Consider the following 19,919-nt stretch of genomic DNA (forward strand, 5'->3'; position numbering starts at 1 on the left):
ATGCTTGTCACGTCAAGAGATCCCGAGGTCGTTGTCGATCAAGTCGAACAACTCCTCGTTCGTCGCGGACTCGTAGCGCTCCGCGCTGCTGTCCCGGTCGGCAGGCCCGTTCGCCTCGTTGAGCTTGGACAACAGGGATTCCAGGCGCATGACCACGCGCATCCGGCCGATGTCGTCGTGCGCGCGGGCGGCGAGAACCTGTTCCAGCCGGTCGAGTTCCTCGCCGGGTGGCAGATCGCCTTCCGCGTCCTGCAGGATTTCCGCCTGCAGATGGCGTGCGAGTGCGGTCGGCGTCGGGTGGTCGAAGACGGACGTCGCCGGAAGGCGCAGCCCGGTCGCGGTGTTGAGCCGGTTGCGCAGTTCGACCGCGGTGAGTGAATCGAAGCCGAGTTCCCTGAAGGCCCGGCCCGCTTCGACGCCCTTGGGCGTCGCGTGTCCGAGCACGGTCGCCGCGTGGCCGCGCACCAGATCCAGCAGGAGCTGTGCCCGGTCGGCCTCGGAGAGCACGATCAGCTCCGCGCGCAGGGCCGGGGCGGTCTCCGTCTGGTCGGCCGGTTCCACCGCGTCCCCGATGGCCGCTGCCACCTGCGGGATGTCGGCGATCAGGGGGCGGGCGCGCGCCATGGTGAAGACCGGCGCGAAGCGTTCCCAGTCGACGTCGGCGACCACCACGGTGGTGTCGTCGTGATCCAGGGCCTGCCGGAGCGCGGCGATGCCCGACGCGGGCTGGATGAGACGTACGCCCTGCCGGTCGAGGAGGATCTTGGCGTCGTCGCTCACCATTCCGCCACCGGCCCACGGCCCCCAGGCCACGGACAGGGCCGGCACGCCCTCGGCACGCCGTTGTTCGGCGAGCGCGTCGGCGTAGGCGTTGGCAGCCGCGTAGGCCCCGTGGTCTCCGACACCCCAGACGGCCGAGACCGAGGAGAAGTAGATGACCGCGTCGAGGTTGTCGTGGTCGATCAGTTCGTCGAGGTACCGGGCTCCGGCGACCTTGGCGGCGGCGATGTCCGCGAACATGTCGTCGTCCGTCACCGTCAGCGAGGCGAGCTTGCCGACTCCTGCCGCGTGCACGACGGTACGCACCGTGTCCCCGGCGGCAGAGAGCCGTTCCAGCAGGCCGGCCACCGCAGCCCGGTCGGTCACGTCGCACGCGGCGACGGTGACCCTGCTGCCCAGCTTCTCCAGCTCGGCGACCAGTTCAGTGGCTCCTGAAGCCTTGTCACCTCTACGGCTCGTGAGGACGACGTGCTCGGCTCCCTCAGTGGCCAGCCACCGCGCGACGTGCCCGCCCAGCGCACCGGTTCCGCCGGTGATGAGCACGGTGCCGGACGGCTTCCAGGACCGTGCGGGCGCCGATCCGTCCGGTGGCGCGGGCAGCACCCGTCGGGCGAGCACCCCCGTGCCACGTACCGCCAGTTGGTCCTCGCCGTCCGTGCCCGCGAGGGCGGCCACCAAGCGGTTCAGTGCGCGGGCGTCCACCTCTTCCGGCAGGTCGACGAGACCGCCCCACACCTTGGGGTGCTCCAACGAGGCGACCCGTCCCAGGCCCCAGGTCTGTGCCTGCACCGGCCGGGCGAGGACGTCGGATCGCCGGACGGACACGGCGGTCCGGGTGGCGCACCACAGCGGCGACTCCAGCTCCAGCCAGGTCATCGCCCGCAGAAGGGCCAGAACGGCGAACGAACCGGACGGCAGCACGCTGTGCACGGGATGGGCGCGCTCGTCGAAGGACAGCAGCGACAGCACGCCGGAGAGGCTTCCGTGGTCGTCGATGGTCTCGCGCAGCCGGTCGCCGATCGTGGTGACGTCGTCCAGTCCGCCGTCCACGGGCAGAACCACGACGCTTGCCCCGTGGTCGCGCAAGGAGCTCACGCAGTCTGCGACGATCGGTTCGTCGGTGCTTCCCGTGGGAACCGCGAGCACCCAAACGCCGGAGAGCGCGGGCTCGGTCGTGTCGTCGATGGGCTTCCAGGTCACGCGGTACCGCCAGGACCCGACCGACAAGCTTTCGCTGCGATTGCGGTGCCACTGGGACAGGGCGGGCAGCATGCTCGCGAGGGACGGCGTGCCGGTCTCTCCGACATCGAGCGTCCTGGCCAGGGTGTCGACGTCACCGCGTGCGACGACGTCCCAGAACTCGGCGTCGATCGGATTCCGCGTGCCGGCAGGTCCACCGACCGGGACGAGCGGTGCGCTCGGCCAGTACCGCTCGTGCTGGAAGGCGTACGTGGGCAGGCCGATGCGGCGGGCGCCGGTGCCGGCGAAGTACGCGGCCCAGTCGACGGACGTACCGCGTACGTGGAGCTCCGCGAGGGCGGTGACGAGCGTCAGCGGCTCGTCGCGGTCCCTGCGCAGAGCCGGTACGAACGCCGAGTCCTCGACACAGTCCTGTCCCATCGCGGACAGCACACCGTCCGGACCCAACTCCAGGAACGTGGCCACGCCCTGGTCCTGGAGGGCACGCATCCCGTCGAGGAAACGCACCGCCTCACGGACGTGGCGCACCCAGTAGTCCGCCGAGCAGATCTCGTCGTCCGACACGACCCGACCGGTCACATTGGACACAACCATGGTCTCGGGCCGGTGGAAGGTGAGGCCTTCGGCGACCGTGCGGAACTCGTCCAGCATCGCGTCCATGCGCGGCGAGTGGAAGGCGTGGCTGACGCGGAGGCGCTTGGTCTTACGGCCCTCCGCCCCGAAATGCGCGGCGATCGCCAGAACCGCGTCCTCGTCACCCGACACCACCGTCGAAGACGGCCCGTTGAGCGCGGCAATCGACACACCGTCGGTCAGCAGCGGAAGGACTTCGTCCTCGGTCGCCTGGAGCGAGACCATCGCCCCACCGGCCGGCAACGCCTGCATCAGACGGCCCCGGGCCGCCACCAGCCTCGCCGCGTCCTCCAGCGACAGCACCCCGGCCACATGCGCAGCCGACAACTCACCGATCGAATGCCCCAACAAGAAGTCCGGCTTCACACCCCACGCCGACACCAACCGGAACAACGCCACCTCAAGCGCGAACAGCCCCGCCTGCGTGAACTGCGTCTGATCCAGCAGCTCACCGCCGCCGAAGACCACCTCACGGACCGGCCGGTCCAGATGCCGGTCCAACTCCGCACACACAGCATCAAACGCATCCGCAAACACCGGGTAGGACTCGTACAGCTCACGACCCATACCCGACCGCTGCGCACCCTGACCCGAGAACAACACCGCCGACCGGCCTTCGACCACCTCGCCCCGCAGGGTCCGGTCACCCATCAGCACCGCACGATGCTCCAACGCCGCCCGCGTCGTCACCAACGAGAACCCGACATCCACCGGATCCCGATCCCCGACGAACGCCGACAACCGCTCCACCTGGGCAACGAGCGCCTCGGCCGTCCTCGCCGACACCACCCACGGCACCACCGGCACCGGGACACCCACGGCCTCTGCCGCCGCCTCGATCTCCGGAGCCTGCTCCAGGATCACGTGCGCGTTCGTGCCACTGACACCGAACGACGACACCCCCGCCCGGCGCGCCTCACCCGTCTCCGGCCACGCCACCGACTCCGTCAGCAGCTCCACCGCACCCGCCGACCAGTCCACCTGCGGCGTCGGCTCGTCGACGTGGAGGGTACGGGGCAGCACACCGTGCCGCATCGCCATCACCATCTTGATGACCCCGGCCACACCCGCCGCGGCCTGCGTGTGACCGATGTTCGACTTGATCGACCCGAGCAGCAGCGGCCGGCCCTCCGCCCGCCCCTGACCGTACGTCGCCAGCAGCGCCTGCGCCTCGATCGGGTCACCCAGCCGCGTGCCGGTCCCGTGTCCGTCGACCGCGTCGACCTGCGCCGGCTCCAGACCCGCCGAGGCGAGTGCATGCCGGATGACGCGCTGCTGGGCCGGTCCGTTCGGCGCCGTCAGACCGTTCGACGCACCGTCCTGGTTCACCGCTGAACCGCGGACGACGGCCAGCACCTCGTGACCGTTGCGCCGGGCGTCCGACAGCCGCTCCATGAGCAGCATCCCGACGCCCTCGCCCCAGCCCGTGCCATCCGCAGCGTCGGCGAAAGACTTGCAGCGACCGTCCGAAGCCAGCGCTCCCTGCCTGCTGAACTCCACGAACGCCGCCGGTGTCGACATGACCGTCACTCCCCCGGCCAGGGCCAGCGAGCACTCCCCCGCCCGCAGTGCCTGGATCGCCAGGTGGAGCGCGACGAGCGAGGACGAGCACGCCGTGTCCACGGTCACCGCCGGCCCTTCCAGGCCGAAGGTGTACGAGAGCCGGCCCGAGACGACACTCGCGGCGTTGCTGGTGGCCAGCGAGCCCGTTGAGGCGTCCGGGGAGCCGAGGAGGACCGTGGCGTAGTCCTGGCCGTTGGTCCCCGTGAACACGCTGGTGCGGGTGCCGCGCACCGAGGCCGGGCTGATGCCGGCCCGCTCGAAGGTCTCCCACGAGGTTTCGAGCAGCAGCCGCTGCTGCGGGTCCATCGCCAGCGCCTCACGCGGCGAGATCCCGAAGAAGCCGGCGTCGAAGTCCGTGGCGTCGTGGACGAAGCCGCCTTCGTCCCCGTAGGTGGTGCCGGGGCGTTCCCGGTCGTCGCTGTACAGCCGGCCGAGGTCCCAGCCCCGGTCGGCGGGGAATTCCGCGATGGCGTCGCGGCCGTTGGCGACCAGGTCCCACAGGTCGTCGGGGGATCGGACGCCGCCCGGGTAGCGGCAGCTCATGCCGACGATCGCGATGGGGTCGTCGTCGGTGCGGAGAGGAGCGGGGGCAGGGGCGGGGGCCCCGGTATTCGCGCCCCCGAGCAGCGGTGCCAGCAGGCCCGTGGCGATGTGGGCCGGTGTCGGGTGGTCGAACACGAGGGTCGCGGGCAGGTCCAGTCCGGTCGCCCTGTTCAGCCGGTTCCGGAGCTCGATGGCGGTCAGGGAGTCGAAGCCCAGGTCGCGGAAGGCCCGGTCGGCGGGGACAGCTTCGGCCGACGGGTGACCGAGTACGGCTGCGGCCTCGGCCCTGACCAGGTCGAGCAGTTCCCGGTCGCGTCCGGTCGCGGAGAGTTCGGTCAGCCGGGCGCGCAGCGCCGCCGAGGCCTCCGTCCCGGCGTTGCCGGCCTCGGACGGGTTGCTCCGCAGGGCTTCGGCTGCTTCCGGGATGTCACCGATCAGCGGCCTGGGGTGCGCCAGCGTGAACGCGGGCGCGAAGAGGGACCAGTCGATGTCCGCGACGGTCAGGCACGTCTCGCCCGTCTCGACCGCCCGTACGAGCGCGCCGATGGCCAGCTCCGGGTCCATGCCCGTGAGCCCGCGGCGGGCGAGCATGTCCTGGGCCGCGCTGTCGGCCATGCCGCCACCGGACCAACCGCCCCAGGAGACCGACGTGGCGGGAAGCCCGCGGCTGCGCCGGTACTCCGCCAGGCCGTCCAGGTAGGCGTTGCCCGCCGCGTAGGCGCCCTGTCCGGCGGCGCCCCACACTCCGGCGCCCGAGGCGAACAGAATGAACGCCTCGGGTGTCCCGCCCGATTCCGTCCCGAAGAGGCTGTCGAGGTTCGCGGCGCCGGCCACCTTGGCGGCGACGGCGTCCGCGACGTCCGCGGGATCCGATTCGGCAAGCCCGGCCGTCACGGTCACCCCGGCTGCGTGGACGACCGTCCCGATGGGTCGGCCGTCCGCTTCCTGCACCTGGTCCACGAGCGCGGCGAGTGCGTCACGGTCGGCGACGTCACAGGACGCGATCGTCACCCGGGCGCCCAGCGCGGCGAGTTCGTCGTGGAGTGCGGCGGCGCCTTCGGCGGCGGGTCCGCGCCGGCCGGTGAGCACGAGGTGCTCCACACCCTCGCGGGCGAGGTGGCGCGCGACGTGCGCGCCCAGCGCACCCGTCCCGCCGGTGATGAGCGCGGTTCCACGCGGGTTCCACGGCGCGGACGCGGCGGGTGCCGGGGCGCGTACGAGCCGGCGCCCGAACACGCCGCCCTGCCGCAGGGCGACCTGGTCCTCTCCGACGGGCCCGGCCAGCACGCCGCGCAGTCGCGCCCACGCCCGGGAGTCGAGGGTGTCCAGGTCCGCCGGAAGATCGATGAGGCCGCCCCAGCGCTCGGCGCGCTCCAGGCCGAACACCCGGCCCAGGCCCCAGGTCTGTGCCTGCACGGCGCCTGCGGGGGCCTCGGACCGCCCGATGGACACGGCGCCGCGGGTCACGCACCACAGTGGTACGTCCTCGTCCAGGTCCATGACGGCCTGGATCAGCGCCAGCAGGGCGCAGAGCCCGCCCGGCAGCACCGGATGGCTGCGGTCCGCTTCCTCGTCCAGCGCGAGCAGTGACACGATCCCGGCAAGCGGGCCGCTGTCGGTGAGCGCGTCGTTCAGGGCGCGCGCGACCGTGACCCGGTCGTTCCCGTCCGTGGTGATCAGGAGTCGTGCGACATCGGCGCCGCCCGCTGCCAGCTCGCGCCCGACAGCGGTCACCGCCTCGTCCCCGGCCCGGTCCGCGGGGACGGCGAGGAGCCAGGTTCCGGTGGGGGCGGCCGCGGGGGCGGGCGTCAGCGGCTTCCAGGTGACGCGGTAGCGCCAGGCGTCGACGGTCGACTCGTCCCTGTGCCGCCGCCGCCACGACGACAGGACGGGAAGCAGATCGGCGAGCGAGGACCGCATGTCCTCCTCGACGCCGAGTGCCTCGGCCAGGGCCCGGGAATCGCCGCCCTCGACGGCTTCCCAGAAGCGGGCCTGAGCCGGATCCTGGACCACGTGCTCCTCGGGGCCGCCCGGCTGCCGGAGCTGGGGCCGCGGCCAGAACTCCTGGTGCTGGAAGGCGTACGTCGGCAGGTCGACCCGGCGGGCGGCGGTCCCCTCGAAGTAGGAGGCCCAGTCGACGTGCGGACCGCGCACATGCAGTTCCGCCATCGCACGGAGCAGTGTCTGCGGCTCGTTCCTGTTCCGGCGCAGGGCGGGCACGCAGGCGTGCCCCTCGCCGTCCAGGCACTCCTGCGCCATGCCGGACAGCACGCCGTCCGGGCCGAGTTCGAGGAACGTCGTCACGCCCTGGTCCTGGAGACTTCGCGTCCCGTCGAGGAAGCGGACGGTCTGGCGTAGGTGACGTACCCAGTACTCCGGGTCGCTCAGCTCACCGGGCTCGGCGATCCGGCCGGTGACGTCGGAGACGATGGCGATCCCGGCCGGATGGAAGGCGAGCCCCGCGGCCACCGTACGGAACTCGTCGAGCGCGGCGTCCATGTGCGGGGAGTGGAACGCGTGGCTGACCCGCAGCCGCTTGGTCTTGCGGCCCTCCGCACCGAAATGCGCGGCGATCGCCAGGACCGCGTCCTCATCACCCGAAACCACCGTCGATTGCGGCCCGTTGAGCGCCGCGATCGACACACGTTCGCCCAGCAGGGGGAGGACCTCGTTCTCGGTCGCCTGCAGGGACACCATGGCGCCGCCGGCCGGCATGGCCTGCATCAGACGGCCCCGGGCGGCGACCAGTGTCGCCGCGTCCTCCAGCGAGAGCACGCCTGCCACGTGGGCGGCGGACAGCTCACCGATGGAGTGGCCCATCAGGAAGTCGGGGGTGACACCCCACGACGAGACCAGCCGGAACAGCGCGACCTCGAAAGCGAAGAGTCCGGCCTGTGTGAACTGCGTCCGGTCCAGCAACTCCCCGCCATCGAAGACGGCTTCGCGTACCGACCGGTCGAGATGGGGGTCCAGCTCCGCGCATACGGCGTCGAAGGCGTCCTTGAACGTCGGATACGCCTCGTACAGCTCGCGGCCCATGCCCGGCCACTGCGATCCCTGGCCCGGGAACAGCACCGCCAGCCGGCCGTCCACCGCCGAGCCCCGCACCACACCGGCGGACGGCCGTCCGGCCGCCAGCGCGTTCAGGCCCTCGAGCAGTCCGTCGCGGCCGTCCGCGAGCACTACCGCGCGCTGGGCCAGTGCCGCCCGGCCGGTGGCCAGGGAGAAACCGACGTCCAGCGCGCCGGACGCCTGCGTGCCCACCGCGTCCATGTGGCCGGCCAGAGCGCCCGCCTGCGCCTCGAGCGCACCGGGGCCGACTGCGGCCGAGAGCAGCCACGGCACGACCGGAGACTTCCGCGCCGGTGTGGCTCCGCTCTCCGCTGCCACCACGGGCGGCTGTTCGAGGATGACGTGCGCGTTGGTGCCACTGACACCGAAGGACGACACGCCGACGCGCCGCGGTTCGCCCGTCTCGGGCCATTCCCGCTGCTCGGTCAGCAGCCGGACGTCGCCGGACTCCCAGTCCACCTGCGGCGTCGGCTCGTCCACATGCAGCGTCCGCGGCAGCACACCGTGCCGCATCGCCAGCACCATCTTGATCACACCGGCCACACCGGCCGCGGCCTGCGTGTGACCGATGTTCGACTTCAACGACCCCAGCCACAGCGGCCGCCCGTCCGCCCGCCCCTGACCGTACGTCGCCAGCAGCGCCTGCGCCTCGATCGGGTCACCCAGCGTCGTACCCGTACCGTGCGCCTCCACCGCGTCGATCCGCTCCGGTGCGAGCCGTGCGTTGGCCAGTGCCTGCCGGATGACGCGCTGCTGGGACGGACCGTTGGGCGCCGTCAGACCGCTGCTGGCCCCGTCCTGGTTCACGGCGGAGCCGCGGACCACGGCCAGCACGTCGTGTCCCAGCCGGAGGGCGTCGGACAGCCGCTCCACCACGAGGACACCGGCGCCCTCGGCCCAGCCGGTGCCGTCCGCGCTCGCCGCGAAGGACTTGCAGCGGCCGTCGAAGGACAGACCGCGCTGGCGTGAGAAGTCCACGAATGTTCCGGGGGTCGCCATGACGCTCACACCGCCGGCCAGGGCCATGGTGCACTCGCCCGACCTCAGCGCCTGCACCGCGAAGTGCAGGGCGACCAGGGACGAGGAGCACGCCGTGTCGACGGTCACCGCGGGCCCTTCCAGGCCCAGCGTGTACGACACCCGGCCGGACAGGACACTGCCCGAGTTGCCCGTGCCCAGGTAACCCTCCACACCGTCGGGCAGGGAGTGCAGCGTGCTGATGTAGTCGTGGTACATCAGACCGGCGAACACGCCCGTCCGGCTGCCCTTCAAGGACGTCGGGTCGATCCCCGCGCGTTCGCACGCTTCCCACGAGACTTCGAGGAGCAGGCGCTGCTGCGGGTCCATCGCCAGCGCCTCACGCGGCGAGATCCCGAAGAAACCGGGGTCGAACGCCCCTGCCTCATGCAGGAATCCGCCCTCACGGACGTACGACGTACCGGACCGGTCCGGGTCGGTGTCGAACACTCCGTCGATGTCCCAGCCCCGGTTGGTGGGGAACGGGGAGATGCCGTCCCCGCCCGAGGCGACCAGGTCCCACAGCTTCTCGGGGCTCGTCACCCCGCCCGGGTAGCGGCAGCTCATGCCCACGATCGCGATGGGCTCCCGCTCCCGGTCCTCCATCTCCCGCAGCCGACGGCGAGTCTCGCGCAGGTCCGCCGCGGCCCGCTTGAGGTAGTCGAGGAACTTCTCCTCGTTCGCCATGGGGTGTCACTCCTTGCAAAGGGTCGGTCGGGAAGGGGCGGGGCGGTCGGACGGGGGCTGTCAGGAGGATTCGAGCTCGTCGTCCAGCAGGTCGAAGAGTTCGTCCGCCGTGGCCTCCTCGATGCTCCGGACCGAGCCGTGCCCGTCGGAGCCGTCGCCGTCGTGCCAGCCGGACATCAGCCCGCGCAGCCGTTCGGTCACCTTGACGCGGTCGGCGTCGTCGGCCGGCACGTCGGCGAGCGTGGCCTCCAGCCGGTCCAGTTCGGCGAGCAGCGAGAGGGCCGACACCGTTCCGTCGCCGACGAGTTCGTCCCGCAGGTACAGGGCGAGCGCCTCGGGGGACGGATGGTCGAAGACAAGCGTCGAGGGCAGCCGCAGCCCGGTCAGGGTGTTGAGCCGGTTGCGCAGTTCCACGGCGGTGAGCGAGTCGAAGCCGATCTCGAGGAAGCCCCTCGTGACGACGACGGCCGCGGAAGAGCTGTGGCCCAGTACGTCGGCGATCGCTGTGCGCAGCGTGTCGAGAAGAATGCCGGTGCGCTCCGCCCCGCCCGCCGCGGTGAGCCGTTCCTTGAGCACCGTGGCGGCTTCGGCCGTCCGGCCGCTCCTCTCCGCCGTGGGCCTGGTGGGCAGCCGGATCAGACCGCGCAGCAGCGGAGGCATCGCGTCGGCGCGTATCTGTGCGGTGTCGGTGCTCAGCCGGGTCGGCATGAGGGCCGGGTGGTCTGTCGTGCGGGCGAGGTCGAACAGATCGATTCCCTGTTCCTGGGACAGCGGTACGAGTCCGGAGCGGGCCATGCGGGCGATGTCGGCGGCGTCCATCCGGCCGGCCATGCCGCTCTCGGCCCACGGCCCCCAGGCCAGGGCGGTCGCGGGCAGACCGCGGGCGTGCCGGTGCTGGGCAAGGCCTTCCAGGAAGGCGTTGGCAGCGGCGTAGTTGGCCTGCCCCGGGCCGCCGAAGGTGCCGGCCGCGGAGGAGAAGAGGATGAACTCCGCCAGGTCCCACCGCTCGGTCAACTCGTGCAGATTCCAGGCAGCGTCGACCTTGGGCCGCAGTACGGCGGCGAGTCGCTGCGGGGTCAGGGATGCCACGACGCCGTCGTCCACCACGCCCGCGGCATGAACGACCGAGGTCAGCGGGTGCGCTGCGGAGATGCCGTCGAGTACGCCGGCCAGTGCCGCCCGGTCGGCGGCATCGCAGGCCGCGAAGGTGACGTGCACGCCTGCTTGTGTCAGCTCCGCGGCCAGTTCCGCGGCGCCCGGTGCGGCCGCGCCACGGCGGCCGACCAGCAGCATGTGGCGCGCACCGCGCTCGGCGAGGCGGCGTGCCACCAGGCCGCCCAGCACTCCGCCGGCACCCGTGACCAGTACGGTTCCGTCCGGGTCGACGTCGCCGGACCGGGTGGGCTCGGTGGCCTCCACCCGGTTCAGGACCGGGGCGTAAACCTGTCCGGCTCGCAGGGCCAGTTGCGGCTCGCCGGTGGCGACGGCCGTGGCGAGGTTGCGGGCCGACAGGTCGGTCTCGTCGAGGTCGACCAGGACGAACCTGCCGGGCGCCTCCGACTGCACGGAGCGCAGCAGGCCCCAGACCGCTGTCTGCGCGGGGTCCGGTACGTCCTCCCCGTCGACGGAGACCGCACCACGTGTCGCGACGACCATCAGGACGTCGGTGAACCGGTCGTCGCACAGCCAGGTCCGGACGGTGGCCAGGACATCGGCCGTGCGGTCGTGTGTGCGCTGCACGGTCGGCTCGTCCGCCGTCTGCGGCGCGAGGGGCAACAGGACGGCCGGCGGCAGCACGGGGGCGGCTGCCAGATCCTCCGCCCCGGGGAAGACGTCGATGCCGACCCCCGCGGCGGCGAGTTCGAGGTGGTCCTCCCCGAGCACCGCCCAACGGGCGTCCGGGAGCTCCCGGGGGAGGTGTGCGGCCGACCAGCCGAGGCGGAACAGCGAGTCGTGGTATGTGGCCCGCCGCGCCCCGTCGAGCTGTGTGGCCGTGACGGTGCGCAGGACCAGGGACTCGATCGTGGCGACCGGTTCGCCGGACGGGCCGGCGAGGGTGAGCGAGACGCCATCGGTGTCCTTGGGGGTGATGCGCACGCGCAGGGCATCGGCGCCCGCCGTGTACAGCGTCACGCCGTTCCACGCGAACGGGAGGCGGTTGCGCCCCGCGCTGTCGTCGTCGGCGGAATCGTGCGACGTGCTGAGCCCCATGGCGTGCAGGGCCGAGTCGAGAAGGGCCGGGTGCAGGCCGAACCGGTCGGCCCCGGGCTCCGTCGCCTCGGGCAGTGCCACCTCGGCGAAGACCTCCTCGCCGAGCCGCCATGCGGAGTGCAGCCCCTGGAAGACCGGCCCGTAGGCGTACCCGATCGATGTGAGGTGGTCGTAGAGACCCTCGACCGGTACGGCGACGGCGCCTTCGGGGGGCCATACGGTGAGGTCGTCCGGCCGGTCGCGGTTCTCGGCCGCCGAGAGGGAGCCGCTCGCGTGGCGGGTCCAGAGGGCTTCGGGCCCGCCGAGGTCGCGCGAGTGGATCTCCAGCGTCCGGCGGCCCGACGCGTCGGCCGGTCCCACCCACAGCTGGAGTGCGACGGATCCCTCGTCGGACAGGACGAGCGGAGCCTCGATGACGAGTTCCTCGACGTGGCCGCAGCCGACCTCGTCGCCCGCCTTGACGGCCAGCTCGACGAACGCGGTGCCCGGCATGAGCACAGTGCCCAGGACGGTGTGGTCGGCGAGCCAGGGGTGGCTGTCCAGCGCGAGACGGCCGGTGAACAGGTGGGCGTCGCTGTGGCCGATCTGCACCGCCGCGCCCAGCAGCGGGTGGTTGGCGGGGCCGAGCCCGGCCGAGCGGACGTCTCCCGCCGCGCCGCCGCCCCGCAGCCAGTAGTGGCGGTGCTGGAAGGCGTAGGTGGGAAGAGCGACGCTCCGGGCACCGCTGCCGGCGAAGTACCGCGGCCAGTCGACGGACGCGCCGCGCACGTGGAGGCCGGCGAGGGCGCTCAGCAGGGTCCGGGGTTCGGGGCGGTCGGAACGCAACGCCGGTACGAAGACCGCGTCCCCGTCGGTGGCACAGTCCTGGGCCATCGCGGAGAGCACACCGTCGGGGCCCAGCTCCAGGAAGGCGGTCACCCCCTGGTCCTGCAGGGTGCGTACGCCGTCCAGGAAGCGGACGGTCCCCCTCACATGGCGCACCCAGTACTCGGGGTCCCGGATCTCGTCGGCGCTCAGCACGGTCCCGGTCACGTCGGAGACGACCGCGAGGGTGGGTTCCTGGAACGTGAGGCCTTCGGCGATCTTACGGAAATCCGCCAGCATGTCGTCCATGTGCGGGGAGTGGAAGGCGTGGCTGACGCGCAGGCGCTTCGTCTTGCGGCCCTGGGTCTCGAAGTGCTCAGCGATGACCAGTACGTCGGCCTCGTCGCCCGAGACGACCGTCGACCGGGGTCCGTTGAGTGCGGCGATCGATACGCCGGCGGTCAGCAGCGGCAGGACCTCCGCCTCTGCCGCCTGGAGGGAGACCATCGCACCGCCGGCGGGCAGCGCCTGCATGAGCCGGCCCCGGGCGGCGACGAGCGTCGCCGCGTCCTCGAGCGAGAGCACACCCGCCACGTGGGCGGCGGACAGCTCACCGATCGAGTGTCCGAGCAGGTAGTCGGGCTTGACGCCCCACGAGGACACGAGCCGGTACAGCGCCACTTCGAGCGCGAAGAGCCCTGCCTGGGTGAACAGGGTCTGGTCCAGCAGTTCCCCACCGTCGAACACCACATCGCGGACGGGCAGGTCCAGATGGCGGTCCAACTCCGAGCAGACCGCGTCGAAGGCGTCCGCGAACGCGGGATACGCGTCGTACAGCGCGCGTCCCATCCCGGACCGCTGCGCCCCCTGTCCGGTGAACAGCACAGCTGTTCTGCCGCGCGTCTCCGTACCTCGTACGAGCCCGGGGGCGGTGCCGTTGGCGGCGAGGGCGGTGAGTCCTTCGAGGAAGGCTTCCCGGTCGTCCGCGACGAGTACCGCGCGCTGTTCATGCACGGAACGGTTGGTCGCCAGCGAGTGCGCGACGTCCAGGAGGTTGAGGTCCGGGTCGGCGAGTACCGCGTCGCGCAGCCGTTCCGCCTGGGCGTACAGCGCCGCCTCGTCCCGTGCGGACACGGTCCAGGGCAGCGGTCCGTCGACGGCGGTCGTGCGGGGTGCGGCGGCGGCCGGCTCCGGTGCCTGCTCGAGGATGACGTGCGCGTTCGTACCGCTCACGCCGAACGACGAGACGCCGCACCTGCGGGGGTGCCCGGTCTCCGGCCAGTCCCGCTGCTCGGTGAGCAGTTCCACGGCACCGGACGACCAGTCGACATGGGTGGACGGTTCGTCGATGTGCAGCGTCTGCGGCAGCACACCGTTGCGCAGGGCCATCACCATTTTGATGATTCCGGCGACCCCGGCGGCGGCTTGGGTGTGGCCGATGTTGGACTTCAGGGAGCCGAGCAGCAGCGGCCGGTCCGCCGGACGGTCCTGCCCGTACGTCGTCAGGACGGCCTGCGCCTCGATGGGGTCGCCGAGCGTCGTGCCGGTGCCGTGGGCCTCCACGGCGTCGATCCGGTCGGCGGTCAGGCCGGCGTTGGCGAGTGCCTGCCGGATGACGCGCTGCTGTGCGGGGCCGTTGGGGGCGCTGAGGCCGTTGCTCGCGCCGTCCTGGTTGATGGCGCTGCCCTTGACGACCGCCAGGACCTGGTGGCCGTTGCGCTCGGCGTCGGACTGGCGCTCCAGCAGCAGGACACCGACGCCTTCGCCCCAGCCCGTGCCGTCCGCCGCCTCGGCGAAAGCCTTGCACCGGCCGCTGGAGGACAGTCCGCCCTGTCTGCTGAACTCGGCGAACACGGCCGGGGTGGCCATCACCGCGGCGCCGCCCACCAGGGCCATCGAGCACTCGCCCTGGCTCAGGGACTGCGCGGCCAGGTGCAGGGCCACCATGGACGACGAACACGCTGTGTCGATGGTGACGGCGGGGCCCTCGAGCCCGAGCGAGTACGCGATGCGACCGGAGAGGACCGCGGTGGCGGTGCCGGTCAGCAGATAGCCCTCGACGCCCTCCGGCGGCTGGTGGACGTCACTGGCGTACCCCTGCGAGGAGGCGCCGACGAACACACCGGTCCGGCTTCCGCGTGCGGACACCGGGGCTATACCGGCGCGTTCAAACGCCTCCCACGAGGTTTCCAGCAGCAGTCGCTGCTGCGGGTCCATGGCCAGCGCCTCGCGCGGCGAGATGCCGAAGAAGTCCGCGTCGAACCCGCCCGCCCCGTGGAGGAAACCACCGGCGGGGGTGAACGCCGGAGCACTTCCGTCATCGGCGCCACGGCCCCATCCGCGGTCGACGGGGAAGCCCGAGATCGCGTCGGTGCCGGTGACGGCGAGGTCCCACAGCTGCTCGGGCGTTCGCACGTCTCCGGGGAAGCGGCAGCCCATACCGACGATGACGATCGGGTCGTCGTCGAGGACGGCGACGGCGGCGACGGCGGCCGTCTCGTCGTCCTGTCCGAAGGACTCGGCGAGGAGGTGCCCGGCCAGCGCGGTCGCGGTCGGGTAGTCGAAGACCACGGTGGTGGGAAGCCGCAGTCCGGTGGCACCGTTGAGCCGGTTGCGTACCTCCACGGCGGTCAGCGAGTCGAAGCCCAGCTCGCGGAACGCGCGGTTGGCCTCCACCGCCGCCGCGTCGGTGAAGCCGAGTACGGCAGCGGCTTCGCCGCGCACCAGCTCCAGTACGAAGTCGGGGCGTTCGTTTTCCGGGAGCGCGGTGAGCCGCTGCTGGAATGCGGAGAGGTCGCCCATGCCCGCGGCCTCGGTCTCGGCGGCCGCCGCCAGCACACGGCGTACCTCCGGCAGATTCTCCAGGAGAGGGCTGGGCCGGGTCACGGTGAACGTGGGCGCGAACCTCTCCCACTGGACGTCCGCCACGGTCAGCATCGTCTCGCCGGAGCCGACCGCTTCCTGCATCGCGTCGATGGCCAGCTGAGGGTCCATCGCCGGCAGGCCACGCCTGCTCAGGATCTCCTCCGCCGAACCCCTGGCCATACCGGCACCGCCCCACGCGCCCCACGACATCGCGGTGGCGGCCAGTCCAGCGGCTCGCCGCTGCTGGGCGAGGGCGTCGAGGTAGGCGTTGGCCGCGCCGTACGCGCCCTGGCCGCCACTGCCCCAGACTCCGGAGATCGAGGAGAACAGGATGAACGCGTCGAGTTCTTCGTCGCCGAAGACCTCGTGGAGGTGGGTAGCGCCGAGGACCTTCGCTTGGAGCACGGCGGCGTACTCGGCGGGGCTCGTCTCCGTGATGACGCTGAGCTGGCCGACACCTGCGGCGTGCACGACGGCCGTGACCCGGTCTCCCGCCTCACGCAGCGTCCGTACCGTCGCGGCGAGCGCTTCACGGTTCGTGACGTCGCACGCGGCCAGCGTCACCCGGGCGCCCAGGGCCGTCAGTTCGTCCCGGAGGTCCTGCGCGCCGGGAGCGTCGGCGCCGCGACGGCTGGTGAGTACGACATGCTCGGCGCCCTCACCGATCAGCCTGCGGGCGATGAACGAGCCGAGGGCGCCGGTGCCACCGGTGATCAGTACGGTGCCCCGCGGTGTCCACTTGTTCCCTGCTGTCCCCGGGGCTGACCGGCCACGTTGCAGTCGGCGGCCCAAGGCGCCCGAAGCCCGGACTGCGACCTGGTCCTCGGCGTCGTCGCCGCCGGTCAATACGCCACAGATACGGGTCCAGGCGCGGTCGTCCAGGGTGGCGGGAAGGTCGATGAGACCGCCCCACCGGTCGGGGTGCTCCAGCGCGACCACGCGGCCGAAGCCCCAGTGCATCGCCTGGTCCGTGCGGACGGTGCCGTCGGAGCGGCCGACGGAGACCGCACTCCGGGTGAGACACCACAGCGGGGCGGACCGGCCGGCGTCGCCGAGTGCCTTGACGAGCTCGACGTCGGCGGCAAGACCCGCCGGGATCACCGGGTGCTGAGCGTCGGGTCCTGCGAGCAGCGACAGCAGGGAGGCCACCCCTGCCGGGTCGGGTACGTCGGCCAGTCGCCCGGCAAGGAGCTTGCGGTCCGCTCCTGCCGGGACAGTGAACACCGACACGTCGGCACCGTGGCGGGTCAGGCCGCCCACGGTCTCGTGCACCGTCTCGTTGTCGGCCTCGGATTCGGGTACGACGAGCAGCCAGGTCCCGGACAGGGAAGGGGCCGGCAGGACCGTCAGGGGCTGCCATGTCACGCGGTAGCGCCATGAGTCGACGGTCGACTCGTCCCGCTGCTGCCGCCGCCAGGAGGACAGCGCCGGCAGCACTGTGCCCAGCGCGGAGCGCGAAGCGCCGTCCAGTTCCAGATCGGCCGCCAGGGCATCCGTGTCGCCGCGCTCGACGACGTCCCAGAACCGGGCGTCCAGCGGATCGGCCTCTCCCGACGCGGTGGAGGCCGTCTGTGCTTCGGGCCAGAAGTTCTGGTGCTGGAAGGCGTAGGTGGGCAGGTCGACGGGCTGGGCCCCGGTACCCGCGAACAGGGTCTTCCAGTCGAGGTCGACTCCGTGCGCGTGGGCTTCGGCGAGGGAGGTCATGAAACGGCGGGACTCGTCCTCGTCCCGTCGCAACGTCCCCAGAGCCACCGCATCACTCCCCGCCGCCTCGAACGTCTCCTGCAACCCGACCGCAAGCACCGGATGCGGACTGACCTCGACGAACACCCCATGCCCGGCCCCCAGCAGAACCCGAGTCGTCTCCTCCAGACGCACCGTCCCCCGCAAATTCGTGTACCAGTACTCCGCGTCCATCCCCGCCGTGTCCAACAACCCACCCGTCACCGTCGAATACAACGGCACCCCCGAAGCCCGCGGCACCACCCCCGACAACACATCCAGCAACCGCTCACGAATCCGCTCCACATGAGCACTGTGCGACGCGTAATCAACATCAATACGCTTGGCCCGCACCCCCTCACCCCGACACACCACCACCAACTCGTCCAACGCATCACCATCACCCGACACAACCACCGACGACGGCCCATTCACCGCCGCCACCGACAACCGCCCACCCCACCCCGCAAGCCGCGCCTCCACCCGACCCGCCGACTCCGCCACCGACACCATCCCGCCCAGACCCGACAACTCCAAAATCGCCCGACTCCGCAACGCCACCACCCGCGCACCGTCCTCCAAGGACAACCCACCCGCCACACACACCGCCGCAATCTCCCCCTGCGAATGCCCCATCACCGCCCCAGGCACCACACCCGCCGCACGCCACACCTCGGCAAGCGACACCATCACCGCCCACAACACCGGCTGCACCACATCAACCCGATCCAACCCAGGCACACCCGACTCACCACGCAACACACCCAACAACGACCACCCCGTGAACGGCTCCAACGCCGCACCACACTCAGCCAACCGCTCCGCAAACACCGACGAGGACTCCAACAACCCCGCAGCCATACCCACCCACTGCGACCCCTGCCCCGGAAACACAAACACCGGAGCCACCGCACCACCAGCAACACCCCGCACCACACCCGGACCGGAGCGGTCCCCGGCCAGCATGCCCAGGCCGGCCACCAACTCCGCACGCTCCGAAGCCACCACAGCAGCCCGGTGCGTGAACCTCGTACGCGCAGTGGCCAACGACCACGCCACATCCGGCAGGACCGCGTCCGGCTCACTGCTCAGCAGGGCGAGCAACCGGGCTGCCTGCTCCGCCACCGCAGCGGACGACTTCCCGGACAGTACGAACGGCAGCGCCGCACCGCCCAGCGGCGAAGACCCGTCAGAGCGCGCCCCGGGGGCCTCGTCGGCGGGAGCCTGCTCGGCGGGGGCCTTGTCTGCGGGGGCCTGCTCAATGATCACATGCGCGTTGGTGCCGCTCATGCCGAAGGACGACACACCCGCCCGCCGGGGTTCTCCCGTGCCCGGCCACTCCATCTGCTCGGTCAGCAGCTCGACGGCTCCTGCCGACCAGTCCACCTGTGAGGACGGACTGTCGACGTGCAGGGTGCGCGGCAGCGTCCCGTGCCGCATCGCCATGACCATCTTGATCACACCGGCCACGCCGGCTGCGGCCTGCGAGTGCCCGATGTTCGACTTCAGGGCTCCCAGACGCAGGGGCCGTGCCGCAGGGCGGCCCTGGCCGTAGGTCGCCATGAGCGCCTCGGCCTCGATCGGGTCACCCAGCCGAGTGCCGGTCCCGTGCGCCTCGACAGCATCGATGTCCTGCGCCGACAGCCGGGCGTCGGCAAGGGCTTGGAGGATGACACGCTGCTGCGAGGGGCCGTTGGGCGCCGTCAGGCCGTTGGACGCACCGTCCTGGTTGACGGCGGTGCCCCGAACGACCGCCAGTACGTCATGGCCGTTGCGGCGGGCGTCCGAGAGCCGTTCCAGCAGCAGAACGCCGACGCCTTCGGACCACGCGGTGCCGTCGGCCGTCGCGGCGAACGACTTGCAACGGCCGTCGGAGGCGAGTCCGCCCTGGTCGCTGAAGCCGTAGAAGGCGCTGGGAGTCGACATCACGGTCGCTCCCCCTGCCAGCGCCAGCGAGCATTCGCCGGAGCGCAGGGCCTGCACGGCAAGGTGCAGAGTGACGAGGGAGGTGGAACAGGCCGTGTCGACCGTGACGGCCGGCCCTTCCAGACCGAGCGTATAGGCGATGCGCCCGGAGACGACGCTCGCCGAAGTACCGGTCAGCACATAGCCGCCGGTTCCTTCCGGGGGCGGCTGGAGCAGTATCGAGTAGTCCTGGCCCGTTGTACCCGCGAACACGCCGGTACGACTGCCCCGGAGCGTTTCCAGGGGGATGCCGGCCCGCTCGATGGCTTCCCAGGAGGTCTCCAGGAGCAGCCGCTGCTGCGGGTCCATCGCCAGCGCCTCACGCGGCGAGATCCCGAAGAACGCCGCGTCGAACCCACCGACGTCGTCCAGGAAGCCGCCCTGCATGGCGAACGAGGGCCCTGCGGCGTCAGTGGCGCCGCCGAGGCTTTCCCAGCCGCGGTCCAGGGGGAAACCGGATATGGCGTCGACGCCGGAGGACGCCAGCTCCCACAGGTCCTCGGGGCTGCGCACACCGCCCGGATACCGGCAGCTCATGCCGACGATCGCGACGGGCTCCGGGTCGGCTGCTTCGACCTCCTGCAGACGCTGACGGGTCTGGTGCAGATCCGCGGTAACCCACTTGAGGTATTCCCGCAGCGTCTCTTCGTTCGCCATTCAATCCCACCCTGAGCAGACAGCACTTAATAGCGATGGAGGACCGATAAAGGGGTAGAACGTCGGGCGACGTTTCAGCTGTCAACGAATAGAGATGTCCTCGGAAATTAATTACCCGAGGCGACACAGCCCTTCACCCAAAGCCTTTGCGTGACGACCCATGGATATCGATGCGGTCCGGCAATGACGTCGACATTCCA

General features: G+C 71.5%; 2 protein-coding genes. Both read right to left on the reverse strand.

The window, feature by feature from the left end; genetic code table 11:
• Positions 1-12: 12 nt before the first annotated feature.
• Positions 13-9,495, reverse strand: a complete 9,483-nt coding sequence (locus OG609_RS05485; protein WP_327271745.1) for a type I polyketide synthase — start codon at positions 9,493-9,495, stop codon at positions 13-15.
• 60 nt (positions 9,496-9,555) lie between these two features.
• Complete coding sequence (locus OG609_RS05490; RefSeq protein WP_442818059.1) at positions 9,556-19,701, reverse strand: type I polyketide synthase; 10,146 nt, start codon at positions 19,699-19,701, stop codon at positions 9,556-9,558.
• Between the last annotated feature and the right edge of the window lie 218 nt (positions 19,702-19,919).

This window comes from Streptomyces sp. NBC_01224 (genome assembly GCF_036002945.1).
Classification (GTDB): Bacteria; Actinomycetota; Actinomycetes; order Streptomycetales; family Streptomycetaceae; genus Streptomyces.